Origin of the sequence: Nostoc sp. (assembly GCF_036917355.1) — a bacterium.
Classification (GTDB): Bacteria; Cyanobacteriota; Cyanobacteriia; order Cyanobacteriales; family Nostocaceae; genus Nostoc.
Genome location: NZ_JBALDP010000065.1, coordinates 105900 through 127710, shown reverse-complemented (window position 1 = coordinate 127710; position 21811 = coordinate 105900). Strand labels below are relative to the sequence as shown.

The 21811-nt window shown below is 42.6% G+C and carries 17 protein-coding genes and 2 pseudogenes; 7 read left to right on the top strand and 12 right to left on the bottom strand.

What is annotated here, in order from left to right; genetic code table 11:
* Positions 1 to 480: a response regulator gene (locus V7K53_RS21770; protein WP_335199625.1), complete on the top strand. Its 480-nt coding sequence runs from the start codon at positions 1 to 3 to the stop codon at positions 478 to 480.
* 45 nt (positions 481 to 525) lie between these two features.
* A complete protein-coding gene (locus tag V7K53_RS21765; RefSeq protein ID WP_335199624.1) occupies positions 526 to 750 on the top strand; it encodes a hypothetical protein in 225 nt (74 codons plus the stop codon).
* Here V7K53_RS21765 and bioF read toward each other — a convergent pair.
* The 8 genes from bioF to xseA form a co-directional block, all read right to left on the bottom strand.
* Entirely contained in the window at positions 734 to 1903 is a 1170-nt protein-coding gene (gene bioF / locus V7K53_RS21760; RefSeq protein WP_335199623.1) for an 8-amino-7-oxononanoate synthase, read from the bottom strand. The genes V7K53_RS21765 and bioF overlap by 17 nt on opposite strands.
* A 65-nt stretch (positions 1904 to 1968) precedes the next feature.
* Positions 1969 to 2601: a Holliday junction branch migration protein RuvA gene (gene ruvA, locus V7K53_RS21755; RefSeq protein WP_099101282.1), complete on the bottom strand. Its 633-nt coding sequence runs from the start codon at positions 2599 to 2601 to the stop codon at positions 1969 to 1971.
* Positions 2601 to 3359: a sucrose-phosphate phosphatase gene (locus V7K53_RS21750; protein WP_335199622.1), complete on the bottom strand. Its 759-nt coding sequence runs from the start codon at positions 3357 to 3359 to the stop codon at positions 2601 to 2603. The genes ruvA and V7K53_RS21750 overlap by 1 nt, the downstream gene beginning before the upstream one ends.
* 331 nt (positions 3360 to 3690) lie before the next feature.
* Positions 3691 to 8199, bottom strand: coding sequence for a PAS domain-containing protein (locus V7K53_RS21745; RefSeq protein WP_335199621.1), 4509 nt, complete (start codon positions 8197 to 8199; stop codon positions 3691 to 3693).
* Positions 8200 to 9082: 883 nt separating this feature from the next.
* Positions 9083 to 9556: a response regulator gene (locus V7K53_RS21740; protein WP_335199620.1), complete on the bottom strand. Its 474-nt coding sequence runs from the start codon at positions 9554 to 9556 to the stop codon at positions 9083 to 9085.
* On the bottom strand, positions 9553 to 11811 hold the full coding sequence (locus tag V7K53_RS21735) for an ATP-binding protein (RefSeq protein ID WP_335199619.1): 2259 nt from the start codon (positions 11809 to 11811) through the stop codon (positions 9553 to 9555). Before V7K53_RS21735 ends, V7K53_RS21740 begins: the two co-directional genes overlap by 4 nt.
* A 262-nt stretch (positions 11812 to 12073) precedes the next feature.
* Complete coding sequence (xseB, locus tag V7K53_RS21730) at positions 12074 to 12301, bottom strand: exodeoxyribonuclease VII small subunit (RefSeq protein WP_335199618.1); 228 nt, start codon at positions 12299 to 12301, stop codon at positions 12074 to 12076.
* The gene (gene xseA / locus V7K53_RS21725; protein WP_335199617.1) at positions 12294 to 13562 is read right to left on the bottom strand and encodes an exodeoxyribonuclease VII large subunit; all 1269 of its coding nucleotides are present in this window, start codon (positions 13560 to 13562) and stop codon (positions 12294 to 12296) included. The genes xseB and xseA overlap by 8 nt, the downstream gene beginning before the upstream one ends.
* A 141-nt stretch (positions 13563 to 13703) precedes the next feature.
* On the opposite strand from xseA, the gene V7K53_RS21720 reads away from it, so the two are divergent.
* Together V7K53_RS21720 and V7K53_RS21715 are read left to right on the top strand one after the other, a co-directional pair.
* Positions 13704 to 13937 carry a hypothetical protein gene (locus V7K53_RS21720; RefSeq protein ID WP_335199616.1) on the top strand — a complete coding sequence of 78 codons (234 nt, stop codon included), beginning with the start codon at positions 13704 to 13706 and terminating at the stop codon, positions 13935 to 13937.
* Positions 13930 to 14349: a type II toxin-antitoxin system VapC family toxin gene (locus V7K53_RS21715; protein WP_335199614.1), complete on the top strand. Its 420-nt coding sequence runs from the start codon at positions 13930 to 13932 to the stop codon at positions 14347 to 14349. The genes V7K53_RS21720 and V7K53_RS21715 overlap by 8 nt, the downstream gene beginning before the upstream one ends.
* 134 nt (positions 14350 to 14483) lie before the next feature.
* Here V7K53_RS21715 and V7K53_RS21710 read toward each other — a convergent pair whose 3' ends face one another.
* Positions 14484 to 14717 carry a hypothetical protein gene (locus V7K53_RS21710; RefSeq protein ID WP_335199613.1) on the bottom strand — a complete coding sequence of 78 codons (234 nt, stop codon included), beginning with the start codon at positions 14715 to 14717 and terminating at the stop codon, positions 14484 to 14486.
* A gap of 632 nt (positions 14718 to 15349) precedes the next feature.
* Between V7K53_RS21710 and recA the strand changes: the two genes are divergently transcribed.
* The 3 genes and pseudogenes from recA to V7K53_RS21695 all read left to right on the top strand — a co-directional run.
* A complete protein-coding gene (gene recA, locus V7K53_RS21705; RefSeq protein WP_012409437.1) occupies positions 15350 to 16429 on the top strand; it encodes a recombinase RecA in 1080 nt (359 codons plus the stop codon).
* 86 nt (positions 16430 to 16515) lie between these two features.
* Positions 16516 to 17029: pseudogene (locus tag V7K53_RS21700) on the top strand (transposase); the annotation flags it as partial.
* Between the two features lie 111 nt (positions 17030 to 17140).
* A pseudogene (locus V7K53_RS21695) lies at positions 17141 to 17362 on the top strand (IS630-like element ISMae25 family transposase); the annotation flags it as partial.
* 290 nt (positions 17363 to 17652) lie between these two features.
* On the opposite strand, the gene V7K53_RS21690 reads toward V7K53_RS21695, so the two are convergent.
* The 3 genes from V7K53_RS21690 to V7K53_RS21680 all read right to left on the bottom strand — a co-directional run bounded on the left by V7K53_RS21690 (position 17653) and on the right by V7K53_RS21680 (position 21785).
* Positions 17653 to 19497, bottom strand: a complete 1845-nt coding sequence (locus V7K53_RS21690) for a tetratricopeptide repeat protein (protein WP_335199612.1) — start codon at positions 19495 to 19497, stop codon at positions 17653 to 17655.
* Between the two features lie 124 nt (positions 19498 to 19621).
* Positions 19622 to 20392 carry a WecB/TagA/CpsF family glycosyltransferase gene (locus V7K53_RS21685; protein WP_335199611.1) on the bottom strand — a complete coding sequence of 257 codons (771 nt, stop codon included), beginning with the start codon at positions 20390 to 20392 and terminating at the stop codon, positions 19622 to 19624.
* A gap of 223 nt (positions 20393 to 20615) precedes the next feature.
* Positions 20616 to 21785 (bottom strand): glycosyltransferase family 4 protein, encoded by a 1170-nt coding sequence (locus V7K53_RS21680; RefSeq protein ID WP_335199608.1) that lies wholly within the window; start codon positions 21783 to 21785, stop codon positions 20616 to 20618.
* Positions 21786 to 21811 lie beyond the last annotated feature (26 nt).

Below are 21811 nucleotides of genomic sequence, written 5' to 3'. Positions count from 1 at the left end.
ATGAGTGACCAACCCATCGATCGGCCCAATAGCCCATCTTTAGAGCAACCAATTTCCATTGTGTTAGTTGAAGATAATCCTACTGATGCCGAGCTAACTATCCGAGCATTGCGTCGCGGTAGAATTGGCAATAATATTCAACTACTTCAAGATGGAGCCGAAGCCCTAGATTTTCTCTTTTGTCGGGGAGAGTACGCCCACCGTAGCATGACAAATCAACCCAAAGTCATTTTGCTAGATTTGAAACTACCAAGAATAAGTGGATTAGAAGTTTTACGGCAACTCAAATCCGATCCACGCACACAAATGATTCCGGTTGTGGTGCTGACCTCTTCTGCTGAAGACCAGGATATGATCGAGAGTTACCAGCTTGGGGTAAATAGCTACATCGTCAAACCTGTCGATTTTGAACAATTTAACCAAGCAGTCCAGCAACTTGGTTTTTATTGGATTTTGTTTAATCAATTACCAGTTTTATAAAAGGGATTGGAGATTGGGAACTCCGTTCATCCACCTCTGAACTGGATGAATCCACCTCAGAACTCCGTTCATCCACCTTTGAACTGGATGAATCCACCTCAGAACTCCGTTCATCCACCTCTGAACTGGATGAATCCACCTCGGAACTCCGTTCATCCACCTCTGAACTGGATGAATCCACCTCGGAACTCCGTTCATCCACCTTTGAACTGGATGAATCCACCTCGGAACTCCGTTCATTATGCCCAATACCCTACTGTCGCCAGCTAATATCCTTTAGCACTGCTACCAATTTTTCAATATGCGTTACTTCATGAGTTGCCATTAAAGATATTCTGATTCGACTTGTGGGTACTGTGGGAGGGCGAATTGCTGGGGCAAAAATGCCAGCATCTCTTAGCTGTTTTCCAGCTTTGAGCGCATCTGTAGCATTAGGCAATTGAAAACATAATATGGGTGATTCAGAAGGCAGCAATTTCAGGTTAGGTAACTGTTGCAGCAAAGTTTTCAAGTAATGTATATTTCCCCACAATTGGGCACGGCGTTGCGGTTCTTTTTGCACGATCTCGATCGCTGCTAAGGCCGCAGCTGTATCAGCAGGTGAAAGCCCAGTGGTATAAATCCAACTGGGTGCGCGGTTCCGCAAAAAGTCAATTAAGGCGGTACTTCCTGCTACATACCCGCCTAAACTACCTAAAGCTTTACTCAAAGTGCCAATTTGAATTAATTGCTTTCCTGTACACCCAAAATGTTCCACACATCCAGCGCCAGTTTTTCCTAGTACCCCAGTAGCATGAGCTTCATCGACTAGCAGCATACAGCTAAATTCATCAGCGAGATCCAACAGTGCAGGCAACGGACATAAATCGCCATCCATACTGAAGACGGTATCAGTAAGAATCAAACAGCGTCGGTAATTTTGCCGCTGCTGACTCAACTGAGTTTTTAGTACTGCTATATCACAGTGGGGATATTCCACCACTACTGCACCACTGAGAATCGCTCCATTTTTTAGACTGGAATGATTGTACTGGTCAGAGAATATTAAATCGCGCTTGCCCACAAGGGCGGTAATTGCACCCAAATTGGCAAGATACCCGGAACTAAATACCAAGGCATCTTCTGTTTGTTTGGTAGATGCGATCGCCGACTCTAACTCCCTGTGTAATTCTCGATGCCCACTGAGTAATCTCGAACCAGTACTACCAGTCCCAAATTCTGCGATCGCAGCCGTTGCCGCTGCCATCAAACGCTCATCTCCAGCCAAACCCAAATAGTCATTGCTGGCAAAATTAATTACCTCTTGCCCAGCTAAAACCACCGTTGCACCTGGACGACCATTGATCGGTTGTACTGAGCGATACCAGTCCGCCCGATGAATTGTTGCTAAGGACTGTTCTAGCCAGGCATAAGGGTCGGTCATTGGGGCAGGGGAGCAGAGGAGCAGGGGAGAATAACTAATGACAAATGACAAATGACAAATGACAATTAAACTTGTTCGCTACTGAGATGAGCGATCGCTTGTTTAATCCAATCTTCGACATAGGCATCTTTGGGTAGTCCGATGTCTTCGCTGACCACATGGAGGGCGTGACTGACTTCATGGGCAGTATATCCCAAGGCGAAGAGGGTCATTTGCACTTCTTCGAGAATTCCCGGTGCTGGCCCGCCTGTGGCGACGAAGAACCCGGCTGATTTGCGCCACTCGACTAATTTGCTTTTCAGTTCCAAACAGATGCGTTCAGCGATTTTTTTACCGACACCGGGAGCCTGAATGAGGATTTGTGTATTGCCAGCGATAATTGCTTGGACTAAATCTGGTAGTTCCAGAGTGTCTAAGAGGGCGATCGCTAAGGCTGCACCAATACCTGTGACAGTCAGCAAGTGGCGAAATAAATCGCGTTCGGCTGGGGAAGCAAAGCCATATAGAAAGGGCACTTCTTCCCGAATCTGCAAATGGGTAAAAATTTGCGTTACTCCTCCCGACTCTGGTAACTGATTGGCTAGCCGTTGAGGAACTTGCAAATCATACCCCAAGCCATTCACTTCCAGAGTCAGAATAACGCGATTAGCGCCAATTGTTTGGATACCAGCGACTATACCTTTTAAATAACTAATCATTACAAGAGACCAAAATAATTTAAGCCTTCGATAATTCCACCTGCACAAAAACCTTTTGCCAGGTAGCGGTAGTCTGCGGGATACTCATTGTGCCATTGGAGTAACTCTTTGCGGGCATTCCCCACAATGATTCCCCGTTCGTTGCCTACAGCAAATAAAGCAATATCATTACCTGAATCACCACAGACAACTGTTTGTTCTGCTGCAAATTTCCACTTCTGGCGTAAAAATTGCATTGCCTGACCTTTATCGCTGCTATAGGGTACAATGTCAAGGTCAATACCGCTACTGTAGATTAACTTTACATTTAATTTAGATTTCTGCAACTCTGCTTCAAGTTGTGGTAGAACATTCGCAGATACTTCTTGTTCTAGGAAACAACTCACTTTGAAGGGACGCTGTTCTGAATCTGGTTGCCGAACTAACTCAGGATATTTTTTCGTAATAGATAATACAGTTTCCCGTTCCCATCCCGGAGAGAGGATTTCTGACCAACCTGAGTCTGGAGTATCAGTACCATCAAGGTAAATTTCTGTACCCACTGAAAGGACGAGGGCATCCGGTTGCAAAAGATTTTTTTGAGCTTGGAGTTCTTTGTAAAGTACAGGCGATCGCCCGGTAGAATAAACTATTTTAGTGCCGTATTCTTGGCGATGTCTATTCAGCAGTTGATTCAGTTCTGGTAAAGCGCTGTCATCGCCCACAGTCCGATATACGAGGGTGTCATCTAAATCGGTTACGAACAGAAATGGTTTCATGATTAATACCTCTTGCAAAATTTCGTTATTCTACCGTGTGAAGGGACTTTTGCAAGAGATTTGTTTGCTAAAAACAAAGCATTATATCAGAAATTATTCTTTTGTAGAGACGGCGAGTTATCGCGTTTTTGTGACGATCGATCGCATTTTTGGGATTTATAATTGTCATCAAAAAACCTGAACCGAACCGTATTGTCTACTGCCTCTTGAGAATGGCGATCGCCTCATTAGTGCAGAGTTTGAGTGTCGCGATAATGCCATACTCAATCTCAAGAAAACCTAATTGATTGAAGGAGTTGTTTATGTAGCATCACCTTTCGATTAAACTGAATCATAGTTTACTGTGTACAAGTGCCACCACAGATTGAACTAACTCTTCTGGATCGAGGGGCTTGGTAACGTGCCGCTGATAGCCACTGACGATCGCTCGCTCGTAATCATCAACTCTGGCATAAGCAGTCAAAGCGATCGCGGGAATCTCTCCCCCTTTTTCGGGCGTTAAAGTGCGGATCTGCTGAATCAGGGAATAACCATCGACTTCGGGCATCCCAATATCACTGACTAAGACATCAGGTTGGAAGGATTCTAGATTTGCTAAAACTTCTGCCGCAGAGGCAACAGTCAAGACTTCTGCTCCGTATTCAGTAAGTAATACTGTTAATAGCTCGCGGGCATCGGGATCATCATCAACTGTGAGGACTTTAATCCCCGTGAGTTCGAGTTCTTGTTGTGGCAACTCATCTGGCTGCTTGATTTCCGGTTCAACATTCAGCAGTGGCAACTGGACTGTAAAGGTGGCTCCCAAGCCTTCACCAGGACTATCAGCCGTGATGGTGCCGCCGTGCGCCTCAACTAACTGCCGGACGATCGCTAACCCCAATCCTAACCCCCCATACTTGCGGGTAATTGAGACATCTTCCTGACGAAATGACTCAAAAATATACGGGAGAAAGTCAGAGCTAATGCCTTTGCCAGTGTCACTGACGATAATTTGGGCTCGATCGTCAACTTGCTCTAGTCGGGTTTCTACCCGTCCTCCTTTGGGGGTAAACTTGATCGCATTAGAAAGTAAATTCCAAACGATCTGTTGAAGGCGGTTGGAATCTCCAGAGACTTGCCCAATATTCGGCAGTACTGAATGCAACACAATTGATTTGGAAAGGGCTGCTGTATTTACTGTGTCGATCGCAGATTCAATCACAAATGCCAAATTCACAGGAGCCGCATCTATGCTCAGTTTGCCGCGCAGAATCTTGGCTAGATCGAGCAAGTCATCAATCAGTTGAGTTTGCAGTTTCGCGTTGCGTTCAATGGTGGCTAAAGCTTCAGCCGTTTTGGTTTCACTAAATTTGCGGGTTTGCAGCAGTTTTGTCCAGCCGAGAATCGGGTTAAGAGGCGATCGCAATTCGTGGGAGAGAACCGCCAAAAATTCATCTTTGATCCGATTAGCGCGTTCGGCTTCGGCTCTGGCTGCTTGTTCTAGTTGAAATAGGCGATCGCGTTGGATTTCAGCTTGTTTGCGATCGGTGATATCCTGGACATTACCTACCATCCGTACCGCATTGCCCGCAGCATCATAGAAAACCTGACCTCTCGCCGCTAACCAGCGAATACCATCAGGATGTAGAATGCGGAAATCATCTTCATAGTACTCTTCCTGTTGCTGGATGGTGCGACTCACCCCTTCATCGCCTGAGGTGCGATCGTCTGGGTGCAGGTGACTTAACCACAGTTCATAAGTGATTTCCTTTGTACTTGGGTCAAGCCCATACAGATTGATGTACTCTTCAGATACATGAGCTCTGTTGCGGATAATGTCCCAGTCCCATAATCCCGATTGCGTGGCTTTGTACGCCAGTTTCAACCGGGCTTCGCTCTCCTGCAAGAGAAGTTCTATCTTTTTGCGATCGGTAATATCTCGTGAAATCAATAAGATTCGTTCCAGCTGCCCGGAAGCATCCAAAATCGGGCTAACGACTACTTCCCACCATTTCGGAGTGCCTTTTACAGTTGGGCAGTATCCGCTAAAAATACTGACTTTGCCTGTTTTAGTGGCAGCGAGTGCCTTCTCTGCTTGTTGCCGAGAACTGCCTTCCCAGAAACAGAGCCATTCATTATTGAGATGGGCATTTAAGTCATCAATTTCCATCAAACACAGTCCACCTGTATTCATGTATAGCAGCCGCCCATCAAGGCTTAATACCTTGATGCAATCAGAACTGCTGTCTAAAATGCGGTTTTTAAATTCTTCACTCTGGCGCAAGGCTTCTTCGGTTTGTTGGCGAGTGGTGATATCTCGCCAAGTGGCAACAAATCCATCTCCAAATTTAGCCACGCGGATATCAAAGGCTCTAACTAAGCGTTGTTGTCCGTAATCATCCTCATAAACTAGGCTGTCTTTAATGAGCGGCTGCCCTGTTTCTACTACCTGACAGTATTCATTAAACAATCCACTGTCACGATGCCCTGGTAGTAATTCACACAATCCATGCCCAATCTGCTGCTCATAAGTCATTTGATTGTTGAAACAAGCCGCACTATTGACATATTCTGTTACAAAGTCGACAATCTGTCCCTGCTCATTCCGTACAGCACGGTATACCCCAAAGCAGTCCAGCATATTTTCAACTGAGGTGCGGAAGCGTTCTTCGCTCTTTCGCAGAGCAAGTTCTGCCTGTTTGCGATCGCTGATATCATGATGGATGCCTGAAAGGCGGAGTGGATTGCCCTGTCGATCCCGCGAAACTACCTTTCCGTGGTTGGCTATCCATTTCCACTCCCCAGACTTGGTTAACATTCGATATTCAAATTTGTAAGATACCGAATCGTCGTGAAGATGAGCATTCAACCGTTCCATTACCCAAACTTTATCGTTAGGATGAATCAGTCGCTCCCAAGCGCTAAAGTCCCCAGGTAAATCTCCTTGCTCATATCCCAGCATTTCCAGCCATCGGGAACTTAAATAATCTTCATTGGTAACAATGTTCCAATCCCAGAGACCGCCACCAGAACCTTCCAGTGCCATTTGCAGGCGTTCTTCACTGTCTCGCAAGGCTTGCTCTGCCTGTTTGCGTTCGCTGATGTCTTCGGCAATACCTGCAAACCGATAAATCTTTCCGGTTTCATCTCGAAGGGGAAAGCAGCGATCGTGAACCCAGCGAATACTACCATCGGCTAAAATAATCCGGTATTCTTCATCAAATTTACCTGCGACAGCTTTTTCATGAAACGCTCTGTCTGTCGCTTCTCGATCTTCTGGATGGATACAATCGACCCATGCTTGTTGTCCTTGATACAATTCTTGCGGGTTCAATCCCCACAGGCGTTTATATGCAGGACTAACATAGCTAACTCGATTTTCTAACACTTCTTTGATCCAGAACACTGCATCAATATTTTCTGCGAGTTGGCGAAAACGTTCTTCACTCTCACGCAGAGCTTCGGTTGACTGTTTGCGTTCGGTGATATCGAGATCGATACCCGCCATCTGAATCGGTTGCCCGTGTTGGTCGTAGAATACCTTACCCTGACTCAGTGCCCACCGAATCGTACCATTAGGATATACTACTCGAAATTCAATGTCATAGTCTTCTCCTGTGGCGATGGCACGCTCGACGGCTGCCAGAACGCGATCGCGATCGTCAGGGTGGACTCGCGCGGCAAACATCTCGAATGAGCCGTCAAACTCTCCTGGCTCCAGTCCAAATAAAGCTTCCAAGTTATCCGACCAGGAAATTTTTCCGGTTTGGATGTTCCAGTTCCACGTTCCCATCCGCGAAGCTGACAGTGCCAATCGCAGCCGTTGTTCGCTCTGGCGTAGTTCTGCTTCTACCTGTTGGCGTTCTTTTAGTTCATGCTGTGCCTGCTGATACAGTTCTGCCTGTCGCAAGGCGATACTCATCTGAGTTGCCAACTCTTTAAGCAAGTCAATTTCTAAGGGCTGCCAAAATCGAGGGGAGCTACAATGATGAGCAATTAGCAATCCCCAAAACTGGTTGTCTTGCAGAATTGGTACAACCAGATGAGCTTTGACTTGAAACTGTGCCAACAATTCACCGTGGCAGGGATCGAGACTGCGATCGTGAATATCTGATACTGCCGTTACTTGCCCCTGATAATAACGTTCGATATAATTTTTAATCGAGGCGGGATCGTGCCTGACAGGTTGCGGTCGATTCGAGGTGATGTAGCTCTCAGCAAGGCAGGGATCGTACATAGTAGACGAAAGGAGCGATCGCCACTGTGTCCCAACTGATTCTGCTATTACTGTGCCATTCCCGTCAGGTTTTAACTGAAAAACTAAGACGCGATCGGTGTGCAGAAATTCTCGCACTTCGGTTACGGTTGTTTGAAGAATTTCATCCAGATTCAGCGATTGGTGAATTTTCTGGGTAATATGTGAGACTACACGCTCTCGTTCAATACGCTGTTGTAGTTGGGTACGTAGCCGGACTGTTTCAATTGCCCCATTGACTGCTATTTGCAGCCCTTCTGAGGTAATTTGCTCTTTGATAATATAATCTTGTGCGCCCGCTTTGATTGCCTTAACTGCGATCGCCTCATTGCCCTGCCCAGTGACGACAATCACAGGTAGGCAAGGCTGTTGCATTGAGGGTTGCAATTGTGCTAAAAATTCCAGTCCGTCCATGTCGGGCAGTCGATAATCAAGCAACACAGCATCGGGCTGATGTTGCTGCCAAAGTTCTAGCCCTTGTTGTCCCAGCGTTGCTTCTAGGATAGTGTAAGAAGATTCGCGATCGCGCAGCAAATACCGCCGATAGAGTTCTCGATCTTCTGGGGAATCATCGACAATTAAGAGAGTGCGCTGTTGCTGAGACATTGTGAATTAATTAATCAGGTAGATGTTAACCCACATTCCGCAGGTTGGCATAGAAAAATTGATATTTTTCAAAAAATGCTAAAACCCTCATGAGTGCCAGGATTTTAGCATATTTCATATAATTTATTGATCGCTCTTTACATCTGCTTGGCGGTAACTTATTTGATAATTTTAATGTATAATTTACTTCTGGCATACTGATAAAATTTATATCACTTTTGCCACAGAATAATCTGTAAATATTTACTCACTAATACAAATTCTCTATGAAGATCGTAATAGCAATCCTAAATCATTGGGAGAGATAAAATCACTGTAAAGCTTATAATTACGTGTTTGTCATCTCCTTATATTCTCACGTTTCAATTCTGATTGCTATATCTGACTAATTAGTGATTATTGTGGGTATTTGTGTAAAAATCTTAAAACCCTCTTTCTCTCTGGTCTCTAAGCTTTGTAGTCAGTCTTAATGATAATTTTTTTACTCAGGCATGATATTAGACCAATATCAGGACATATACAAACTAAATGCGATCGCCGTTATCACAATTGCAAATATATTCAATAAATAAGACAGATATAAGTCAATACAGTTTAGTTAAGCCTAAAACTCAACTTTTACGTAGGTTTGATTTCGTTCCTCAACCCAACACTTTCTCAACTTTGTTGGGTAACACTAAAGTTTTACCCAACCGACAATTTTCGTAACTGCATAGCCTTAACCCAAGCGTATTGAGATATAAGTAATCTAGGCTTAAATAAATTAAAGTTGGTAGTCAGGACTTTAGTCCTAGCTTTGGAGACTGAAGTCTCCACTACAAACTTTTTATTATGGGTGTTTTAGCGAACTTCATATTAGAAGTGCGAGATATCTGGCTCATGACTAACCCTTGGGATAATCAGGCAGCGTCGTCACTTCAAACCAATATTCTACGAGCATCTGAATATCTCGTTTCAGTTGAGCAAAATTGATTGGCTTAACGATGTAGCTGTTTACACCATATTGATAGCATACTTCAATATCTTTAGGATTGTTAGAGGTAGTAAACACCACCACCGGAATCATTTTCAAGTTGTCATCCTGTTTAATCCGGCGTAACACTTCTCGTCCATCGGTTCCAGGTAGGTTCAAGTCAAGCACAATCAAGCCTGGACGGGACGCGCTTTCGCGTTCCACATAGCTACCAGTGCGATAAAGAAAGGCTAAGGCTTGTTCTCCATTCACACACCTCTGAATAGCGATCGCAATGGTAGATCGCCCTAGAAATCGTTGCAGTGCCTCAAAGTCTTCGTTACTATCCTCGACAATTAAAAGTAGTGGCATTTCCTGCGTCGGGGAGGCTGAAATTTGAGTCATGTATTTGCCTCCGCCGACAGGGTAAAGTAAAATGTACTACCAACAGTTGGTGTAGATTGCACCCAAATTCTACCACCATGACGTTCCACAATTTTGCGGGCAATGGTTAACCCTACGCCAGTCCCACCGCCAAATTCGTCCCGTCCATGTAAGCGGCGGAAGATTTGAAAGATTTTGTCAAGATGTTCTTGAGAGATGCCAATGCCGTTATCACGAACATAGAAAGTTACAGAAGTAGAAGCAACTTTTTTTTCCCCATTTCCTTCAATAAAACCAATTTCGACCCATTTTTCTGGTTTATCATTGTACTTAATGGCATTGCTAATCAGGTTGCTGAAGAGTTCATTAATCTGAGCGCGATCGCATTGAACGCTCTTCAGGGGTTGAGGAATGCGAAACTCAACTTCGCTCTGCGGTCGGGAAATGGTTAAGGTGGCGATTACCTGGGGTACTAACTCATGCAGATTCACTGATTGCCGGATCAGTTCGGCGCGTCCCAACCGCGAGAAATGGAGGAGAGAATTGATCAGGTCTTCCATTCGCTGCGTCAGCCGCACCAAGGTTTGCAGTTTCGCTATTCCATCGCCATCTAGTATGTCTGCATAATCTTCCATTAAGAAGTTAGCGTAGTTGTGAATGCCCCGCAGCGGTTCTTTGAGGTCATGGGAGGCAACGTATGCAAAAGAATCAAGTTCTTCGTTACTCCGTTGTAATTCAAAATTCATCGATGCCAGTTTGTCTGCCTGCCGTAACACAACGCCCACAATCAGACTTCGCAGTTCAGTAACCACCTCAATTTCACAGGGTTTCCAGGGTAGGGCAGATCCTTGCACCGTTTCTTGCCATAATTCAAAGGATTTGCGAGGAGACATTCTTAAACTGCCATCTGAGAAAACTTCCACAGGCTTGTTGGGGTTGCCGCCCCAATTCACCGTTTGAATTACCTCTGGGCGAAACCAGAGAATGTAATTGTGATGAACTTTGGAAATTTCCAGAGCTAAAACGCCACTAGCGATCGCTTTAAATGACTCGGCAGCAGGGTAATTTTTCGTAAGCGATCGCGTCTCAAACAAATTATGATGTAGTTGAGGTTTAATCCAATCAAGTAAGGCGTGAATCTCTGACTTTGATGGGGTTTTACCCACTTGAATATACTGGTCGTCACTACATATCACCGCTCCTGTGGCGCCAATCAGATTTAGTAATTGAGATTTCAGTTGCACCATACCATCCAGGAAATACTCAGCCTGAGACAACCCTTCCACAAATTTAGTTTGTAATGACTTCAATTGACTTTTGTAATCAATATCTTCACTTGCTTCTTTATTTGCCAGTTCCACAGACATTACCTGTCCAATGAACTCGCAGATGGTGCGGATATTGTAAGAAATATATTTGGGTGACGAATGGTGACAGGCAATCAATCCCCAAAGCTTTTGCTCGTGCATCAGAGAAATAGACATGGAGGCGGTCACGCCCATATTTTGCAGGTACTCTAGATGAATCGGAGAAACACTCCGCAACACCGAGAGACTGAGATCCAACGGTTGATTTGTCAAGGGATTGTTTGCTGGAATTAAGGTGGCAGGCTGGTAGCTAGCATCTGAAATTAGCCGCAGCCAGTTGAGAGTGTATAGCTGTCGGGCTTGCTTGGGAATGTCAGAGGGCGGATAGTGTAAATCCAAATAGGGCGTTTCCTGATTGGTGTCTTCAGCGATGACGCTGCCTGCTCCTTCGCGATCGAATCGATAGACCATAACGCGATCGAAGCCAGCGATTCGCCGAACTTCTGTAACCACAATCTGGGACATTTCTAGCAATGTTGGTGCTTTCTGAATCCGGGTAATGATTCCTCTTACCTGTTGATAGAAGTCAAAAAAGCCTGTTTTTTCCTTCGCTTTTCTCGGCTCCAATTCCAGAATAATAATAGTATCTAAACGATGGACAATGCCATCAAAATGAATTGATTTCTTTTGATGTTTGATGGACAAATTGAGCGGATTAACGCTCTCAAAATCCTCTGCCAGACATTGTTGAATTAGTTTAATCTGCTTGACATTGAGTAAATCTGATAGCGGCTTGCCCAGCAATTCATCAGGTTGACGGCCAACAACTTCCTGGCTGTTACTGCTCACCTGAAGGATTTCCAGGGTGGGATCTTGCAAAACCAGTAAAATCCCGTGAGGCTGGATCAAACTTGGAATGTGGATCGGTTCGCGATCGCAGTTTGTCAAATCTATGATCTCATCAGTCATTCTCGGTTTATCCAACTCCTCGTTAGAACTCTGGCTTAAATAATTCGTAATGGGCTACACCCCGCTACCCTAATGTACTTCGTAATTAAGTTTTGTGACGGGGATTTAGACGCGATAAATCGCCGTCTCTACAAGTGTTTTGTTGCTCATTCTGAACTGTATTGCGTTATATCTGAGATTTTGAGTCCTGTATTTTGTACCTCACCTAAGAGCGAACTCCTGTATTACTACTAGCCTAGACTTAAACTAGAGTCTCCGACATCTACTCTTGGCTTAATGTTTCAATCAACAAATCTACCTGCTGTTGTCGCTGCTGCAAAAAACCTTCGCACTGACGCAAATATTCCACAGCAGTTGCAAATTGGTCAAACACAGCTTCCAATTCCAACTCACCCGCCTCAATGCGAGTAATAATGCCCTCTATCTCAGCAACCTTGGCCTCATAATTCCAATCTTCCTCAGAACTAGAAGCACCCTTACGTTTAACCATTAACCTCTTTGCGTCCTCTGCGTCTCTGCGGTTCGTTTATTTCCATAACCTTCACTTTAACTCCACCCTGCCCCAACTGAATCACTAAATCTTGCCCCACAGCCAACTCCACCGCCGAACGAGCGATCGCACCATCTTCCCTTCTCACCACCGCATAACCACGCTGTAACACCGCTTTCGGGTCAAGACTAGCCAACTTTTGCCGCAATAATTCTAAATGCTGCGTTGCTTGCTGCGATCGCCCCGTCGTAATTTGCACCAAATGCTGACGCTTCCAAGCAAGCTTTTCCACTTCCTGCTGCACTTGCCGATCTAACCGCAAACGTCGCAAACGATTACGTAATACTTGCAGTTTATTCTCAGCATTTTCTCTAAAGTCATGCACCGCCTCATGTAAAGCGACAACTCGCTGCCGATGCTCAACATACAACTCTGAAAGTGCTGGCACAACCATTTCTGCTGCCGCAGTCGGTGTATGCACACATACATCTGCAACTAAATCTGCTAAAGATTCATCTCGTTGATGGCCGATCCCAGTAATTACAGGAATGGAACAACAAGCAAGCGATCGCACCACTCGTTCATCATTAAAGCAAGCTAATTCTTCCACCGCACCACCACCCCGCGATAAAATTAGCACTTCGGCGCGACCATCTCTTTCCACCCGCTCAATTGCCTTGACAATAGATTCTGGCGCTTGTTCGCCTTGTACGGTCGCGGGAGAAAATAAAACGTGTAAACCTGGATACCTTTGCTTCAGGGTTTTTTGAATATCACCCCAAGCCGCCGCAGTTGGTGAAGTGACGACAGCGATTGTTTGGGGGTGAGTGGGAAGCGATCGCTTTCTTTGCGCGTCAAATAACCCCTCAGCCAGCAAGCGATTTTTGAGTTGTTGATAGCGTAACGCCTGTAAACCCACACCAGCAGGTAGAGTCTGCCAAACTGATAACTGATACTCTCCTCGTTGCGGATAGACGCGAATGCTACCCAAAATGATTATCTGTTCGCCAGGAACAGGCATTTGGGCGAGTTTGGGCAATTGGCTATTCCATACTACACACTTAATTCCGGCGTTGCGATCGGGATCTTGCAGCGTGAAAAATAACCCACTGCGATGGTTGTTAGCGCTAGAAACTTCGCCAGTTACCCAAACTTGCCGCAATTGTTCATCTTGCTCTAACAGCAAGCGGATATAGTCAGTTAATCCAGATACCGAAAGCGCCGTATCGAGAATCAGAGAGTCGGGAAGGTCGAAAGTCATCAAAGATATACGAAAGCAAATGCCTGATCAAATCTTAGCAAATAACATTAATTGATAGCTATTTTGTTGAATAATCAAACTGAAAATATCCAAAAAATCTATTAGACTTAAATTAATCGCTAAACAGAGTTTAAAACCATAATGGAAAAAATAGAACTTGAACTAGACAGACCCACGTTTGAACGAGCAAAAACTCTGGCAATAGTCAATCAATCAACTCTATCAGAATTGATTAGTCACGTAATTGAACGTTTAGCAGAAATTCAGGAGAAAAACGATCCTTTAATGGGATTATATGCTGATGTTCCAGAAATCGTTGATGAAATTGTTGCTGAGGCGATGGAAAAAAGAGGATATACTAGATCGGATGAATAAAGTAGAAAAGTCCCTACTTGATACGGATATTCTTTCAGAAATTATTAAACGAGTAAATCTTCGTATTATTGTCAAAGCCAATAGTTACCTAAACCAGTTTGATAAATATACAATTTCTGCAATTACAGTCATGGAAATTGTAGAAGGCTGGCAAAAACGTAAGCAAGAAAAACGTCTTCAGCAATTTTTAACTATACTGACTTCACAGGAAATATTATCCTTTGACTTAACAGAAGCAGTATTAGCAGGAAAAATCTACGCTGATTTAGAGATAACCGGAAAAAGAATTGGTTATCCCGATTGTATGATTGCTGCAATTGCCATCAGTCATAATATAACTTTAGTTACGGGTAATTTATCTCATTATCAAAGGATTCAGGATTTAAATTATTCACTAAAACTAGATAACTGACGTTTATAGTAACAATGGTAATAGATGAAGTGCCATTAAGTTTTGCCATTAGCTGAATGCTCTAATGCAGATGTATTTTATCACTTAATTTTTATATCCTGCATTACAATATGGATGCGTTATCTGTCCGTTATCTACACTCGCCAATCCGCCATCTTCTTTACGCTGGATACGATCAATCGAATTCTATTTTTATCCCATTCGTTAGTTTCTCTTTGAAAATCAGGTTTTCTGATGTTTGAAAAGAAGAATGAGTCTATCTTAAGGTCTTCAATAGAAATTGTTTCTTTTTTCTTGCCCAGATTAATATTTTCTTCTACATCAAAATCCTCTCTTGGAATCAGAGCATCTAGATTAACTTTAGCCATGATGTTTTCTCCTGTATTGGTACAATTATACGTCAAGCTCATAGGCAGCAAGTACGACTGAGCATCATAGCTTCTCAAAGCTAAAAGTTACCTAAAGCATTGAAAATCCCTTTACTACTACCCTAAAAGCCTTCTACATCAATAGACCTCTTGCAAAAATATGTTTTTGCACTCTTAGGGAAAAGGGTAAAGGTTAATTGAGTTTCTTTACCCTTTCCCCCTTACCCTTTACCCCGACTTTTGCAAGAAGTCTAATCCCGACCCAATGAAGTCGCTCCCAATGAAGTCGCTGTAGATGATATGCTTATTGGAATGGCGATCGCTCCGAATTGAGCAACCTCCGCAAATGCTCACGAGTACGGTTCTACTAACAGTGTTGTTTAGGTAATTTATTTTTTCTTTGAAAACCCTTGCTTACCCAGCCAAAAAAAGCTATCTCTTAATGCAAGTTGGTATCATTGTGCAAAACTACCCTAATCTGGTAGCGATCGAGTTACGATCTTGTCACACCCTTTTTTTGATTTGAGAAGTCCTATTCCAGAATTTTCTGGTTAAAATAGTATATCTGTTCTACTCAAACTCCCAGAGCAACACTCCTTAAAACCATATATTAAGAGGCATTAGAGACAGGAATGGCTATCAACACCGATACTTCAGGCAAGCAAAAAGCACTGACTATGGTGCTAAACCAGATTGAGCGCAGCTTTGGTAAAGGAGCAATCATGCGCTTGGGCGATGCTACCCGGATGCGGGTGGAAACAATTTCTAGTGGAGCGCTTACCCTAGATTTAGCATTGGGTGGTGGTTTACCCAAAGGTCGGGTAATTGAAATTTATGGGCCGGAAAGTTCGGGTAAGACTACAGTAGCGCTACATGCGCTCGCCGAAGTGCAAAGAAATGGCGGTATTGCTGCCTTCGTTGATGCTGAACACGCCCTAGACCCGACTTATGCTGCGGCATTGGGTGTAGATATTGACAATTTGCTGATTTCCCAACCTGACACCGGCGAATCAGCTTTGGAAATTGTCGATCAGCTTGTACGCTCTGCTGCGGTTGATATTGTAGTCATTGACTCAGTAGCAGCGCTGGTTCCCCGTGCTGAAATTGAAGGCGATATGGGTGATGCTCACGTTGGTCTGCAAGCGCGGTTAATGAGCCAAGCCCTACGTAAAATTACTGGTAACATTGGTAAATCTGGTTGTACAGTAATTTTCATCAACCAGTTGCGGCAAAAAATCGGTGTTACTTACGGTAGCCCAGAAACTACTACTGGTGGTAATGCATTGAAATTTTACGCTTCGGTGCGTTTGGATATTCGTCGGATTCAAACCTTGAAAAAAGGTACAGATGAATATGGTAATCGCGTTAAGGTCAAAGTTGCCAAAAATAAAGTAGCGCCGCCTTTTAGAATAGCGGAATTTGACATTATTTTTGGTAAAGGTATTTCTACCTTGGGTTGTGTTGTTGACTTAGCAGAAGAAACTGGCATTATTATCCGCAAAGGTGCTTGGTATAGTTACAACGGCGATAATATCTCCCAAGGACGAGACAACGCCATTAAGTATCTAGAAGAAAAGCCTGAATTTGCTGAAGAAATTAAGAAACTGGTGCGTGAAAAGTTAGATAAAGGCGCTGTTGTTTCTGCTAACTCTGTAGCTAAAGCCAGTGAAGAAGATGAAGAGGAAGAAGTCGATTTAGAGCCAGAAGAATAAAAAATGTGGATTTATTAATCTGCAATTGCTAATAGATGGTGCGTTACCAAAACAGCTAACGCACCTTATTTTTTCTAAAACGAGATAACGAATTACGTCCGTGGAAAATATAAAGGTTTTGTATCCCGGAACGGGACTATGCACGTTTTATTTCCCAAATGGAAGTAGTTTTAGACTTATACTCCCAAGAGCATAGTCAAGAGGAACCCCTGATCTGTATGGATGAGGCTTCTATACAGTTAACTGACCATGTTTTTGAGCCGATTCCTATCACCCCTGGTCATGATACAAAGGAAGATTATCACTACACTCGTTCGGTGAGTTCAAGCTTTATTTATGTTCTTTGACCCCAATCGAGGCTGGCGAAGAGTCAGCAATCGTGACCATCGGACTCGTGTAGATTGGGCTAGTGAAGTCCGTCAACTATTAGATGAAGACTATCCCAAAGCTAACAAAGTTAAATTACTTTGCGATCATCTCAACACTCATAAAATTGCTTCTTTATATGAAGCTTTTCCGGCTCCTGTTGCTCATCGTTTAGCTCGAAAACTAGAGATTTATTACACTCCCCGTAATGGTAGTTGGCTCAATGTTGCTGAGATTAGACCTCTTGCAAAAATATGTTTTTGCGCTCTTAGGGAAAAGGGTAAAGGTTAAAGGGAAAGGATTTTGAGTTTCTTTACCCTTTCCCCCGACTTTTGCAAGAAGTCTATTGAATTAAGCGTCTTAAGCCAACAATGTTTAGATAAACGTATTCCTTGTATTGAAAAACTTTCTATTGAGTTGGCTGCTTGGCAAAAAGAACGCAACTGCACTGCAAGTAAAGTAATTTGGCGTTTTACTACTGAAGATGCTCGTGTCAAACTTAAGCATCTTTATCCGATTTTTGAAACCGATGAGCCAAGTGATTCTCACCTACATTCCACAACTTAAAATTTCACACTACGAATTGTTGGGTTTTGGGTTTTGTCCATAGGCGATCGCAATCCTGTGAGTATTCATTGTATTAGATATAACATTTTATTTCAGTGGATAACCAAAAAAAACGATTGCGACAGTAGAGTGCAGATGTGAATTCTAATGTAACAATCACTTTTACTAACATTTTCTTCCCAATCTGCACAATTTTCTCTTAATAAATTGTTTGAAAAGTATTTTTGGTAACATTAAAGCCTCGCAAACCTAACCTCCATTCCCTATCAGGGAATGGGGGTTTCAAAGCCTTACATATCTCCCTTATATTCTTCTAACAATTGCGGAATGTGATCGTACCCATCTACACCGATAACAGCAATAATTTTCGGGCGATGTTGCTGTAAGAACCTTTGGAAAGCTTCTGCCCCTATTTGTCCTTGTAAAATTGTCAGTAACCCGGCTGCTTGACGCCACTCATTAGAAGCAATTTGCTCTAAAAGATACATTCCCAAGCAACCTGTATAAACAGTTTTTTCGGAATTTTGCAGATGATAATAGGCTTCTGCTAAATAAGCTAAGTTCCGCCCTTGGAGATACAAATCACCGGAAACTTGCGCTGTTTTAAAACCATCTTCCAGATATTTAATTGCAGTTTGGTGTTCTCCGATTACTAAATAGGCAATTCCTAAGCTGCTGACACATAAGGCTTTACTTTGAAGATCGCCTAATTTTTCTGATAATTTTAAACCTTGTTCCAAATAGTTAATTGCAGCTTCATAGGTTTCGGGTTCTAGGTTTTCTAGTTCCTGAGCTTGCATGACCTCGCTGTAACCTAAATTTACCAGCGCATTTGCTTCTCCGGTGCGATCGCCTGCTTGCCGACTTAGTATTAATGCTCGTTGACTGTAGTTAATTGCCTCAGCATAATTTTGCTGTTGCACGTAGGTACGGCTGAGGTGATTGAGATTGGCAATTTCACAGGTGCGATCGCCTGCATTCCTGGCTATCTCTAGCGCCTGCTGATGAAAATCAATTGAGCGCTGGTATTGTCCCAAAGCACGCTGAGAATAACCTAAAAGGGTCAAAATTCGTGCTTTTTCTTGGGTTCCCTCACCTCTTCGCAGTGGTTCATCTAAATAATCTAGGGCATCGCGTAAATAAGTACCAGTAAAAGAGGCAAAAATTCCGCCGTAAAATGGAAAATACGGACGCTGGGCAAAGGTTCGTAAAATCTGGAGCATGATTTGAGAACAGGCATCGCTGTATATTGTCCCAACGCTCCTAAAACCACTTGCTAACTGACTCCAAATCACTGCAAAGGTCAAAAAAGTGGAAATGGACAACTTTGGCCCCGCTTTAACATCGTAAGCTTGTTGGTCAAACCAGTTAATTAGTCCCCGTTGCAAGAATTGTAAAATTAATGCCATTTCCACCCAATCTCTGAGGATGATACCACGCTGTCGCTCGGCAAACTCAATTGCGGATTCTTCCCTAGCTAAGGTGCGAAGTAGTGTTTTGGGTAACTCACTATTAAGTTGTTTAGCCCAACTTGCCCAAGGACCGCGTTCTCCCGGTACACCACCAAATCCCAAAGATTCTTTTTGCTCGTACATCCAACTGAGCAAGTTGTCTTGCAATCGCTGCCAAGAAGCTAAACCACGGGTAATCCCTTCGGAAAATTGTTCTAAATCAGAATTTGCCTGAGCAAATTGCTGCAATGCCTTTGATAACTGCTGTAACTGTTGTAAATTTAGCGGATACTTCTGATTCGGGTCAGTAACCCGGATAAATGTCGCTAGACGATCGCTAGCAGAGGCTGTAGTAATTTCTGTAGCGGCAAAGGCGATCGCTTCTGTGGCTTTATTTTGCTCTTGCCAGCGTTGCCATTGACTTTGAATTGTCTTAATGGCTCTCAAACTGCGAGTCGCCTTGGCTTTCTTGAGTTCGTCTTTTTCGCTATCTACTTGGCTTTGGAGAGAATTCAGGCGGTCGCTCAAAGCTAGCTCAAAGACTTCCCCTGTCCCGGAAGTAATACCTTTTAGCAGCATTTGATACACCTGTTCTACAGAGCTAATTTTGCCCTTGAGGGTGGTTTCGACAATTTCATCGATTAAGGCAAGATAGCGATCGCTTAATGGCAGAGAGTCTGGCACTTTGGCTACTAGGAGAATGTCACGTCAATTCTAATTCTAGTCTTGGCCGCAGAGGTAGGGGAAACAATTGGCCACTTTTGGGCAGTCATGGTCATAACAAATGCGAAATTTAGAAAAAATTTATTTAGCGATTTGTTATCATTCTTTGAGTGATTCGCTGTTTAACTACACGATAAAAAAATAATGGAATACCTAAAATATAACGGTCTGCTAAACGAGTAGGTTCAGTAATTAAGCGTGTTAACCACTCCAGACCATTATCAGTCAACCAACGCGGCCCGCGATATATAGAGTTAGTATAAAAATCTAGACAAGCACCTAAAGGTAAAAATACAGTAGTTTCAATTTTATTGAAGTTATCTAAAATCCAGCGTTCCTGTAATGGCATACCAAAACCAATATATAAAATATCTGGTTGGAATTTATTAATTTTTTCTATTACCAAATTATTCTCTTTTCCTGATTTATCAAAATAACCATGATGTCCCTGTATGCGTAAATTAGGCGCAATTGTTCCTAACTTAATAATTGCCTTATCTACTACGCCAGGTTTTCCTGCTAACAAAAATAAAGAAAGGTTTTCTTGTTCGCACTTTAATGCTAAATCTTCTATGTAATCTGGTGCTGTCATTCGATGTGCAGATTGCATTGAATAACCATTGAATCTAGCTCCTACCATTACACCAAATCCGTCACAAAATACTAAATCAGCTTTATTCAAAAAATCTCGATACCAAGACTTTTCATAAGCGAAATTCATTGCTCTGATATTCACATGCCCTATAACTGTCTTTTTTTTATTTTTTGCTGCTTCTATTAAATAATCAACTAATTCTTGTACTTGAATTTTATGAAATCTTGTATCAAACAATTTAACTTCCGGAAAAGTTTTCATTTCTGCACTCCCTCACTTATTAGCCAGTATACCAAGTTTAGAAGAATCAGAACAACAAAATAATAATACCTTTATCGCTACCTTAAATTTTCCTAATCTTAAATTAAATTCCTACCTTTGTAATACCTATTCTCCTTGCATACAGAATATATTATGTCGTTTTTAAATTTGGTGTTTAATACATAGGCTATGTAACTTAAACCTACTTTCATCAAGATGGTTATCAATTGATAACTGCTGTATAAATACCTCTTAAAGACGTAAGATATTTGTTAATGTCCAAGTGTTTAACTCTGACTCGTGCATTATTTCCCAAAGATATTCTCAGATTTTTGTCTGCAATTAAAGATTGCATTGCCTCTGACAATTGTTGAATATCCCCTGGATTAACTAATAAACCATTCTGATTTTGAGTAACTATTTCGGGTATTCCTCCTACTGGGGTAGTGATAACTGCCAAACCCCAACTCATTGCTTCTAATAGTGCCATAGGCAGACCTTCGTTGTAGGAAGGTAACACAAAGACATCAGCTTTAGTTAAAAGCTCGTCACGTTTTTCTCGATCTACCCAATCAAGAATAGTGATGTAGTCAGTAAGATTTAGAGTTGGTATCAAACTACGAGCTTGTTCTATATCTCCATCCCCCGCTATAACTAACTTGGCTTGGCTTTGTTGAGCAACAGGCATAGAAGCAAATGCTTTAATTAAATCAAAAGTACCTTTGCGCTCACCAATGCGCCCTAAAAATAAGAAAAATATCTGTTTGGAATCTATTCGCTGTGGAATTTGTGCGGGAATTTTTACTGGATTAGGCAGAACAATAACTTGTTCTGATTTCAAGCCAAGATTCTCAATGTAGAATTTTTTCCAGCTATCTGATAAAACAATGAAACGGGTACATTTACAAAACGACCAACTTAGCCACTGCTTAAGCAATTGGGGTAGTTTAGAGTAAAACAAATGAAAATCAGCACTATGAGTATGAATAATTACTGGTTTTTGAAATAGCCAACCAATAAGAGTAGTGATTGAATGACGAAAAGCGCTACCTCTATCTGAAACATGGATGTGAATTAGGTCAGTTCTTTGGTTTAATAAGTTCCAAAATAACTCACCTATTGCCTGCAAAAAAACTAACACTTTATAGACAGTAGAACCATTCGGTAAAGTCGTAATGTGTTTAATTTGAATATCAGAGTTAGTTTCTTCAAGAATGAGCTTTTCCACAGAAACTATTCCACCTTGGCGCTCCAAGCTTTCGCCCAACATAGTAATTTTTATGGGATTCATAATTGCTATTAATATGTTTTGGAAATTGAGTACACGGCTATTTATATAAACTATTGAACGAATTTCTTCTAGTTTATATTCAAAGGCGTACTCCAAGAGCATTTTGAGAATTAATCCTAATAACTCTA